The organism is [Clostridium] aminophilum (assembly GCF_900101295.1).
Lineage (GTDB): Bacteria > Bacillota > Clostridia > Lachnospirales > Lachnospiraceae > Clostridium_R > Clostridium_R aminophilum_A.
Genome location: NZ_FOIL01000081.1, coordinates 1 through 9,125 on the forward strand (window position 1 = coordinate 1; position 9,125 = coordinate 9,125).

Below are 9,125 nucleotides of genomic sequence, written 5' to 3' on the forward strand. Positions count from 1 at the left end.
ATAACGGAGACAAGGTTTAACTCCGGCGGGGGTACAGCCTCCGGGGAGCCATGAAAGAATTGTAGTATTTCCTGCTTTGCGGGTGGACCGGTGGATCCGGTCCACCTTTTTTTCATAGGAAATTTCTACGAAATTCCCTATGAAAAAAACGCTCCGCGAGGATGCGCACGCCGCTGGAAGGAAATTCACTAAGCTCGAGAAAACCTCGCTAAGTGAATTTCCATGGCACGCACTAAGCTCGAAAAGACCAGCCGCAGCACGCTATTTCACTAAGCGGCAAAGCCGCTAAGTGAAATATGTGTCGCTAAGTGCTTCGCCAAGGAAGCTGTCACCTAACGGCGACCAGCGGACTTTGTTCTTTGTAATGAATTTTTAAGCATTTACGGGACTTTCGTTGAAAATTCTTCTTTAAAAAGCGATGGCAAGAGTTTATAATATATTCGGTTTAGTCTGTGAAATATTATAGTAAGCGCAGAAAGAATTGCGTTCATGTATATTTGTTTTCGTTTAGGAGGATGAGAAAGATGATGTCCAATGATATCGGAATTGACCTGGGCACCGCCAGCATTCTTGTATATATTAAGGGTAAGGGCGTTGTACTGAAAGAGCCGTCCGTTGTGGCGATCGATCGCGAGACCAACAAGATCATGGCGATCGGTGAAGAGGCCCGCCTGATGATCGGAAGAACACCGGGCAATATCGTAGCGGTTCGTCCGCTGCGGAAGGGCGTTATTTCGGATTACACGGTAACCGAGAAGATGATGAAGTATTTCATAACCAAGTCGGTTGGAAAGAGAACGCTCCGCAAACCGAGAATCTGCGTCTGCATTCCGAGCAATGCGACCGAGGTGGAGCGAAAGGCCGTTGAGGATGCGACCTATCAGGCCGGCGCGCGTGATGTATCGATCATTGAGGAGCCGGTTGCCGCTGCGATCGGAGCGGGAATCGATATCGCGAAGGCGTGCGGAAATATGATCGTCGACATCGGAGGCGGTACCAGCGATATCGCGGTTATCTCCCTGGGCGGCACGGTAGTCAGCACCTCCATCAAAGTGGCCGGAGACGACTTCGACGAGGCGCTGGTGCGTTACATGAGAAAGAAGCACAACCTTCTGATCGGTGAGAGAACCGCAGAGGAGATCAAGATCAATATCGGTGCGGCATTCCGCAGACCGGAAGTGATCACGATGGAGGTTCGCGGAAGAAACCTTGTCACCGGTCTTCCGAAGACGATTATGGTAACCTCCGACGAGACACTGGAGGCACTGAGCGAGCCGGCAATGCAGATTGTCGATGCCGTACACAATGTCCTTGAGAGAACTCCGCCGGAGCTTGCGGCTGATATCTTTGAGCGCGGCATCGTGATGACGGGCGGAGGATCTCTTCTGAACGGTCTGGATCAGCTGATCTTTGAGAAGACGGGCATCAACACGATGATCGCCGACGATCCGCTGACTGCGGTTGCCATCGGAACCGGAAAGTATATCGAGTTCCTCCACGGCGATCCGCACTCCAAGAGAGATTTTTGATCGTAACATCAGATAAGTTGTAATTTACAGGGAAAATGTCCCCTTGCCGGATCTTTTACAAGAGGTCTGGCGTGGCCGGAGACATTTTCCCTTCGTTTGTCTTTTGGGAGGCAGTCCCGGGAAAGTTGGGAGCAGACATGGCGCAGGTGAAGGGTTACATCGAAAAGATTAAATTCCGGAATGAGGAGAACGGATATACGGTCATGAGCGTATCCGGCGCGGACGACGGGGAGGAATATATTCTTGTGGGAACATTTTCCTATCTGTCGGAAGGCGAGATGATCGACGCTTCCGGTTCGATGACCGTGCATCCGGTATACGGCGAACAGCTTCAGGTGGAACACTACGAGATCCTGGCGCCGGAAGATACGGTCTCGATGGAAAAGTATCTGGCGTCCGGCGCGATCAAGGGGATCGGAGCGGCGCTTGCCAAGCGTATCGTTAAAAAATTCAGGCAGGATACGTTCCGGATCATGGAGGAAGAGCCGGAGCGTCTCGCGGAGATCAAAGGCATCAGCGAGCGGATGGCGATGGAGATCTCCGATCAGGTCGAGGAGAAAAAGGAAATGCGGCAGGCCATGATGTTCCTGCAGGGATACGGCATTTCCATGAATCTCGCGGTGAAGATCTATAAAGAATACGGCCCGATGGTTTACACGGTTCTGCAGAAGAATCCGTATAAACTCGCCGATGATATCAGCGGTGTGGGGTTCCGCATGGCGGATGAGATCGCGGCGAAGGCCGGCATCGCCGTGGATTCTGATTTCCGGATCTGCAGCGGCATTCTGTACACGCTGGTGCAGGCTTCGGTGAACGGAAATACGTGTCTGCCGGAGACGGAACTGCGTGCGCAGGCGGCTGAGATTCTCGGCGTGGACGCGGACCTGATCGACAAACATCTGATGGATATGCAGATCGACAAGCGGATTGTGGTCAAACTCCGCCCAGACGGGGAGCGCATGGTCTATGCATCGCGCTTTTACTATATGGAAAACGGTATCGCGGGGATGCTGCATGACCTGAATATTTCCGGAAACGAACCGGAGGAGGAGATCCGGAAGAACCTGGCGATCATTCAGGAACGGGACGGAATCACGCTGGATGAACTTCAGATTCAGGCGGTGGTTCAGGCGGTAAACCGGGGCCTTCTCGTGATCACGGGCGGACCGGGAACCGGTAAGACGACAACCATCAATGCGATCATCAGTTATTTTGAACAGGGGGACATGAAGATTCTCCTGGCGGCGCCGACGGGACGCGCGGCAAAGCGGATGACGGAGGCAACCGGACGGGAGGCGAAGACCATTCACCGCCTTTTAGAGATCAGCGGCATTCCGGACGAGGAAGACCGGATCAATCAGGCGCTGGAAGGCCGGAGTACCATGCATTTTGAAAAGGATGAGGACAACCCTCTCGAGGCCGATGCTGTTATCATCGATGAGATGTCGATGGTGGACGTCGCGCTCATGCATTCCCTGCTGAAGGCGGTCAGCGTCGGCACGAGACTGATTCTGGTGGGCGATGTCGACCAGCTGCCGAGCGTCGGACCGGGCAATGTCCTGCGCGATATCATTGGCTCCGCCTGCGTGCCGGTTGTGCGGCTGACACACATTTTCCGGCAGGCGGCCAAGAGCGATATCATTGTGAATGCCCATAAGATCAACGAGGGGCAGCCGGTAGACCTCGGAAAACGAAGCGAGGATTTCCTTTTCCTGAAGCGGGCGGACGCCAATGCGATCATCAACTGTATGATCACGCTGGTGAGGGATAAGCTTCCGGAGTACGTCAAAAGCGGCGTCTACGATGTGCAGATTATGACGCCGATGCGGAAAGGGGCGCTGGGCGTGGAGCGATTGAACCGCATTTTCCAGCAGTACCTGAATCCGGCGTCACCGGACAAGCGGGAAAAAGAGATGGGCGATGTCCTTTACCGCGAAGGCGACAAGGTCATGCAGATCAAGAACAATTACCAGATCGAGTGGAAACGGCGCGGCCGGGGCGGCGTGATTCTGGATGAGGGAACCGGAATTTTCAACGGTGATATGGGAATTATCCGGGAGATCAATCTGCCGGCCGAGCTGATCACGGTGGAGTTTGATGAAGGACATCTGGTGGAATACGCTTTCGGCGATCTGGATCAGCTGGAGCATGCCTACGCGATCACGATTCACAAGTCGCAGGGAAGCGAGTACCCGGCGGTGGTTGTGCCGGTATTGTCGGGACCCCGGGTGCTGATGACGAGGAACCTGATCTACACGGCGGTGACGAGGGCGAGATCCTGCGTGTGCATCGTGGGACTTCCGGACGCGTTTGCCTCCATGGCAGAGAATGCGATGGAGCAGAAGCGGTATTCCGGTCTGAAAGACCGGATCATGGAGATCTGCCTGTGACGGAAAAAGCCGGAACAGCAAATCTGGAAAAATGTGAGTGCGGCAGATTGTGAGCGCAGCAGATTGCGAGTGCGGCAGATTGTGAGCGCAGCAGATTGCGAATGCGGCAGATTGCGAATGCGGCAGATTATGAATACGACTGATTGTGAATGCGGCAGACTGTGAGTGGGATAGACCGTGAAATACGGGGGAAGGAGCGGATCGGCGTGGACTGGAAAGAAGAACTGACAGGGCTGGTGTTTCCCAGACGATGCCCGATCTGCGATGATATCGTGCGCCCGAGAGGCGAACTCATCTGCCCCGAATGCCGGTCCGCCATCTCCTTTGTCCGGGAGCCTTGCTGTAAGAAATGCGGCAAAGCACTGGATGATCCGGGCCGGGAGTACTGCGGAGACTGTCTGCGGCACACCAGGTCCTTTGAGGCGGGGATTTCCCTGCTGAATTATGAGGGGCCGGCAGCGGATTCCATTGCGCGGATCAAATATCACAACAAAAGGGAATATCTGGATTTTTATGCGGATGAGGCGGTAAAGCGGTGCGGAAGACGAATCACGGAGATCCGGCCGGATGTGCTGATTCCGGTCCCGGTTCACCCGGCGAGACTCCGGAAGCGAGGCTTCAATCAGGCGGAGATTCTGGCGGACCGGCTGGGGAAGCGGCTGGAGATTCCGGTGGAAACAAAGCTTCTTCGGCGAAACCGGAAGACGGTTCCGAATAAGAATCTTACGCCCCGGGAGAGACTGAAAAACCTGACGGCGGCATTTTCCGCAGATCCGGTGCTGGCGGAAGCCATGCGGCGTGACGGTGTGAGGCGGATCCTGATCGTGGATGACATCTACACGACCGGCGCGACGGTGGAGGCGTGCTGCCGGGTTCTGCATCACGCGGGATTTGAAAAAGCGTGGTTCTTTACGATAGGAATCGGGCACGGAACGTGATAGAATTAGTAGCGTGATCTGACGGATACAGGCTTTGCCGGAATGGCGCTGAATGCAGGGACAGATGATGACCGGCGGCGCCGGGACGGCGAAAAACGGCGTTTCCCATCATCGGAAGGCAGAAACGGGATGTGCATAACCGGGACAAAGATGAGGATCTGCGGGCGTTTTGAACGCTTAGAAAAGACAGGAAGAGGAGAGGAAACATGGTTAAGGAATTGAATTACATGCTGCAGGAAGAGGACTTTCGGAACTGGTTTCACTGGAATGTGGCCCACAACTCCAGCAAGACCAGAAAATACGTCGGATATGTGCTCAGCGCCGGTGTGGCGGCAATTCTTCTGATTCAGGGATATATGTCCGCCGGTCTGAATTTTCAAAAGCTTCTGCCGACGATCCTTCTGGCCGTTGGCGTTATCTTTGTGATGGGATACACCTCATCGGATCGGGCGGTTGAGAGAGCGCTCTGGAAGCGGAGCGGACTGCAGCGGATGAAGAATTTCAATGCGTTTCCGCATGTTCATTTTGTTGCGGATGAGAAGAGAATTACCATTACCACTGAGGCACAGCAGGCGATCAATCAGGATGCGACTCATCAGGTGATCAGCTACTCCCAGCTCAGCGGGGTCGAGATGATCGACCGGCTTATTCTGATCAAGCAGCCGAAACAGATTCAGTTTGTGGCTCGCAGCGCATTTGAGAGCCAGGAGGAGGAGGCGGAGTTCATCCGTTTTATCGAGGAGCGAATTGCCGACGCGAAGGAGCATCCGGAAGAGTATACACCGGAGGCGACACCGGAGGAGATCGAGGAAGAAGAGGCCAGAAAGGCGGAGCGTGAGGAAAATGCCGCAGCAATCGCGGCAAACCCGGCTGCAGATGACGGCGACCGCAGCGTTGCGGAAGAAGACATCCATCGTGTGGATACCTCAAACATGGGAACGCTCGGAAAGATTGCGCACATGGTTGCGGCGGATGCGGACATGGATACGGATTCCGATGCAGCGGAAGAATGCACAGATAAATCGGAAGACACTGCGAGCGAAATGCCCGAAAATGCAGATTTACGGGAAGATAATACGGAACTGATGGGAAATAAAACGGAATCAAGTGCGGAATAAGCAAAATAATCCGCGAAAATTGAGACGATAAAACCAAAAAGATCAAAGGAATCATTCCGAAACAGAACAACAGCGTTGAGAAACCGGATGACAGCCGCAGGAAACAAAAGAATCCGCAGTCAATGCGGAAAGCGATTATAGAAAAAAACAGGAAAAGCGGAAAGCAAATACGGAAAAAATGGAAGAAAGGACGCGTGGAAGTATGGAGGAATATCGAATCGCAGTGATTCCGGGTGACGGAATCGGACCGGAAGTGATGGACGAAGCGGTACGGACACTGAACGCTGCGGCAAAAAAAGACGGAACCTTTTCATTTCACTTTGATACCTTCCCGTGGGGATGTGAGTATTATCTGAAGAATGGTGAAATGATGCCGGCGGATGCACTCGATACGCTGAAAGCATACGACGCCATTCTTCTCGGTGCGGTCGGATTCCCTGGGGTGCCGGATCACATTTCCCTCCGGGATCTTCTGCTGAAGATCCGTCACGGATTTGACGAGTACATCAATGTCCGCCCGGTGAAACTTCTTCCGGGAGCTCCCTGCCCGCTGGCGGGAGCAAAGCCGGAAGACATCGATATGATCTTTATCCGTGAGAACAGTGAGGGCGAGTATTACGGAACCGGTTCCTGGCTGTACAGGGATACGCCGCAGGAAGTGGTCATTCAGGACAGCGTCTTCTCCAGAAAAGGCTGCGAGCGAGTGATCCGCTATGCGTTCGATCTCGCGAGAAAAGAGAAGAAATCTCTGACCAGCATCAGCAAGGGCAATGCACTGAATTATTCCATGGTCTTCTGGGATCAGATCTTCGAGGAGGTCGGAAAAGATTATCCGGATGTCGAGAAGAAGCATCTTCTGGTGGATGCTGCTTCGATGTTTATGGTAAAGGATCCGAAGCGCTTCGGCATTGTGGTGACGTCGAATCTCTTTGGCGATATCCTGACCGATCTCGGCGCTGCAATCTCCGGCGGAATGGGGCTTGCAGCCGGCGCGAACCTCAACCCGGACCGCACCTTCCCGTCGATGTTTGAGCCGATTCACGGCTCCGCACCGGATATTGCGGGACAGGGCATCGCAAACCCGCTCGCTTCCGTATGGTCGGCCGCGCAGCTTCTGGAATTTTTGGGACATAAGGATCAGGCCGATCGGGCTCTTGAAGCAATCGCGACGCTTCTTCGCGAGCACCGGGATCTGACACCGGATATGGGAGGAACCGCCTCCACATCCGAGTGCGGAAAAGCGATCGAGGCGCTGATGCTCGCGTAAGGGAAATGCTGATGAAAGCATTTCCCGGGCCGGATTTTCGCTGCGAAGCAGCAATTTCCTTTGAGAATCCGTGCCGTCTGCCGTAGGTTTTCCGGAATTACTGACATGGTCCCTGATTTCTGAGAAACTTACGTAGCAACAGGAGGAATATTTTGCAGACAATAGAAATGATCGATGACGGACGGATCATCCCGGAGACGGCGGATGATCTGATCGCCCTCGTTCACTGTTTTATGGATTTCGGAGAGACACTGCTCCTTTGCGGAGCGGAGATCAGCCGGGTGGAAGACACCATCATGCGCCTCGGACAGGCGTACGGTGCTCTCCGAACCAATATTTTTGCGATTTCTTCGAATATTACGGTGACACTGCAGTATCCGGGGAATCTTGAGATGACGAGAACCCGGCGGATTCTGACCGGATGCTCGACAGATTTTACCAAGCTGGAAGAACTGAATGAACTGAGTCGAAGATGCTGCCGAAATCCGATTCCGGCGGCCGTGCTTCACAGGGAAGTGGCAAAGATCCGGGAGGAAAAGGCACCGGCGGCCGGATTCTATGCCGGGAGTGTTCTGGGAGCGGCGGCATTTGCCCTGTTTTTCGGCGGTGACCTGAATGATGCGGCTGCGACAGCCGTCGCCGGTCTCCTGATTGCGTGGATGCAGCGGAAACTGACCTCGCTGTTTCCGAACAGCATGGCGTTCCATCTGACGGCCTCTCTGGTGAGTGGCGTTCTGATCTGCCTGTTTGGAAAAGCGGCGCGGTTTCATGTGGATATGATTACGATCGGCGCGATTATGCTGCTGATCCCGGGAATGGCGATCACAAATGCCGTGCGCGATATTCTGGTGGGGGATACGCTCGCCGGAGTGCTGCGGATTATCGAGTGCCTTCTGATCGCGGGATCTCTGGCGTGCGGGTTTATGTTTGCGATGGTATTGACGGGAGGAATGTGATGGAGTGTTTTGAAGTGACACAGTTGTTTACGGCATTCCTTGCTTCCCTCGGCTTTGCGATGCTGTATCGCCTGAGAAAGGGTCTCCTCCTTGCGGCTGCGGTCGGCGGTTTGATCGACTGGGCGTCGTATCTTTTCGGAGTTCATCTCGGATGGGATCTCTTTTTTGCAAGTTTTGCCGCTTCGGCGGCGACAGAACTGTATTCGGAGATTGCGGCGCGGCGTCTTCACACCCCGGCGACGATCATCTATGTTCCGGGAATGATTCCGCTGGTTCCGGGCGGAAGCCTGTATCACGCAATGGAAGCCGTCGTGGTGGGTGATGCCGCAGCTGCGGCGGATTATGCCAACAAGACGCTTCAGTGCTCTCTGGCCATTGCCGCCGGACTTGCGCTCATCTGGTCGGTGATGGAATTTCACCGGAATGTGGTGAGATCGAGAAGACATGAGGTGTTCAGCGGAAGGTACTGATTTGGATTGTGCCAAAAGAGCGCAGGAGAACCGGCAATATGGATGAAACAAAGAACGGTTATCGATCCGGCAAAAAAAGGATACACATAAAACCTCCGGCGGACAGTATTGTCTGCCGGAGGTTTTTGGTGCGCCCGGCGGGCGCACGTTCTAAGGGGTGAAAGTCCCTGATCCGCCCGGCAGTGGGAAGGATGCAGCCAGAGGCAAGGGCTCCACCGTGAGGTGTGGGTCTGAAGGAAGCCCGAGGCAAAGCGCTGGCCTGACGAACAGGAATCCCGAACAGGCTGTGAAGCGTGGATGAGGCTGCCAAACAAGCCAAAGTCCAAAAACTGCACGGAACGCCAACAGTAGACGGGACAGGTATAAGTGTGAAAGAACGTGTGGGTACCCGGGGAGATCTCACGGACGCGGCAAAGACGATACAACATTCGCCGCCGCGGAGTAAAGCTTGCCGTGA

Annotated in this window: 7 protein-coding genes; all 7 read left to right on the forward strand. The window is 54.3% G+C overall.

Translation table 11 applies throughout. The annotated features are described in order from the left end of the window. The first annotated feature begins 515 nt into the window (after positions 1-515). The 7 genes from BMW41_RS13355 (at position 516) to BMW41_RS13385 (ending at position 8,668) form a co-directional block, all read left to right on the forward strand. Positions 516-1,529, forward strand: coding sequence for a rod shape-determining protein (locus BMW41_RS13355; RefSeq protein WP_074650661.1), 1,014 nt, complete (start codon positions 516-518; stop codon positions 1,527-1,529). Positions 1,530-1,666: 137 nt separating this feature from the next. Beyond that, positions 1,667-3,919 (forward strand): SF1B family DNA helicase RecD2, encoded by a 2,253-nt coding sequence (locus BMW41_RS13360; protein ID WP_074650671.1) that lies wholly within the window; start codon positions 1,667-1,669, stop codon positions 3,917-3,919. Between the two features lie 161 nt (positions 3,920-4,080). Continuing rightward, on the forward strand, positions 4,081-4,857 hold the full coding sequence (locus BMW41_RS13365; RefSeq protein WP_330387016.1) for a ComF family protein: 777 nt from the start codon (positions 4,081-4,083) through the stop codon (positions 4,855-4,857). Positions 4,858-5,063: 206 nt separating this feature from the next. Continuing rightward, a complete protein-coding gene (locus BMW41_RS13370) occupies positions 5,064-5,975 on the forward strand; it encodes a hypothetical protein (RefSeq protein WP_074650663.1) in 912 nt (303 codons plus the stop codon). Between the two features lie 202 nt (positions 5,976-6,177). Then, positions 6,178-7,242 carry a tartrate dehydrogenase gene (locus BMW41_RS13375; protein WP_074650665.1) on the forward strand — a complete coding sequence of 355 codons (1,065 nt, stop codon included), beginning with the start codon at positions 6,178-6,180 and terminating at the stop codon, positions 7,240-7,242. A gap of 152 nt (positions 7,243-7,394) precedes the next feature. Then, positions 7,395-8,198 (forward strand): threonine/serine exporter family protein, encoded by an 804-nt coding sequence (locus BMW41_RS13380; protein WP_143050886.1) that lies wholly within the window; start codon positions 7,395-7,397, stop codon positions 8,196-8,198. Next, positions 8,198-8,668, forward strand: coding sequence for a threonine/serine exporter family protein (locus tag BMW41_RS13385; RefSeq protein ID WP_074650669.1), 471 nt, complete (start codon positions 8,198-8,200; stop codon positions 8,666-8,668). The genes BMW41_RS13380 and BMW41_RS13385 overlap by 1 nt, the downstream gene beginning before the upstream one ends. The last annotated feature ends 457 nt before the right edge of the window (positions 8,669-9,125 follow it).

What these genes read in the sequence shown, in the direction of transcription:
- BMW41_RS13355 (WP_074650661.1), top strand. Translation starts at nt 516, where the DNA reads ATGAGAAAGATGATGTCCAATGATATCGGAATTGACCTGGGCACCGCC.
- BMW41_RS13360 (WP_074650671.1), top strand. Translation starts at nt 1,667, where the DNA reads ATGGCGCAGGTGAAGGGTTACATCGAAAAGATTAAATTCCGGAATGAG.
- BMW41_RS13370 (WP_074650663.1), top strand. Translation starts at nt 5,064, where the DNA reads ATGGTTAAGGAATTGAATTACATGCTGCAGGAAGAGGACTTTCGGAAC.
- BMW41_RS13375 (WP_074650665.1), top strand. Translation starts at nt 6,178, where the DNA reads ATGGAGGAATATCGAATCGCAGTGATTCCGGGTGACGGAATCGGACCG.
- BMW41_RS13385 (WP_074650669.1), top strand. Translation starts at nt 8,198, where the DNA reads ATGGAGTGTTTTGAAGTGACACAGTTGTTTACGGCATTCCTTGCTTCC.